Genomic DNA, 1,062 nt, shown 5'->3' on the forward strand with positions numbered 1-1,062 from the left:
GCCGCCGGCGGCGACCCCGCATACTAGGGTGCGCGTGTCGAATCCAGCGCTGTTGTGATCGCAAAGGAGTCGATCGTGCAGAGCTTTCTCGGGGTGGACGTCAGCAAGGCGAAGTTGGATGTGGCGCTCTTGCTGCCCAACGACAAGTTCAGGTCCAAGGTGTTCGCCAATGACCGCTCAGGGCACCAGGCGCTGGTGCAGTGGCTGCTGGTGCAACTGCCTGGTGGATTACAGAGTCTGCACATCTGCATGGAGTCCACCGGCAGTTACCACGAAGCCCTGGCGTGTGTGATGCACGACCAAGGCTTGATCGTTTCGGTGGTCAATCCGCTGCTGGTCAAGCGCTTTGCCGAGAGCAACGGCCAGCGCAACAAGACCGACGCCGCGGATGCCAAGTGCTTGGCGCAGTTCTGCAGGGAGAAGCGGCCCGAGCGCTGGGAAGCGCCCTCTGTGGGCGTGCGGGCGCTGCAGGCGTTGGTGGCCCGGTTGGAGACGTTGCAGGACATGCGTCTGGCCGAGTGCAATCGGCGCGACGTGGCACACGCCTCAGTGATCGAGTCCATCGCCGGTGTCATCGCCGAATTGGATGCGGCCATCGCCCAGGTCAAGGCGCAGATCGCCAAGACCATCGACGATGACCCGGATCTGAAGCGCCGGGCGCAGCTGCTCGACACGATTCCCGGGCTGGGCGAGAAGTCGATTGCCCAGCTGCTGGCGTACATCGGGCGGCCCGAGCGGTTCAGGAACGTCAAGGCGGTGACGGCCTTCGCCAGCCTGACGCCGTTGATTCGGCAGTCGGGTACGTCGCTGGACAAGCGCCGCGGCACGCACCCGATGGGTCACCAGGAGCTCAAGCGCGCGCTGTACTTCCCGGCGATGGTGGCCGGGCGCCACAACCCGCTGGTGGCGATGTTCTGGAACAGGCTGAAGGCTCAAGGCAAGCCGGGCAAGGTGATCGTGGTGGCGTGCATGCACAAGCTGCTGGCCATCGCCTACGGCGTGCTGCGATCTGGCAAGCCCTTCAATGCTGACCATCTGAAGCCAAGCGCCGCTTGACACGCA

The 1,062-nt window shown here is 64.4% G+C and carries 1 protein-coding gene; it reads left to right on the forward strand.

Annotated elements, in window-relative coordinates; all coding sequences use genetic code 11:
* Positions 1-75 precede the first annotated feature (75 nt).
* Positions 76-1,056: an IS110 family transposase gene (locus tag FFT10_RS27540; protein ID WP_162520951.1), complete on the forward strand. Its 981-nt coding sequence runs from the start codon at positions 76-78 to the stop codon at positions 1,054-1,056.
* Positions 1,057-1,062: the final 6 nt, after the last annotated feature.

The organism is Pseudaquabacterium pictum, from assembly GCF_005403045.1.
GTDB lineage: Bacteria > Pseudomonadota > Gammaproteobacteria > Burkholderiales > Burkholderiaceae_C > Pseudaquabacterium > Pseudaquabacterium pictum.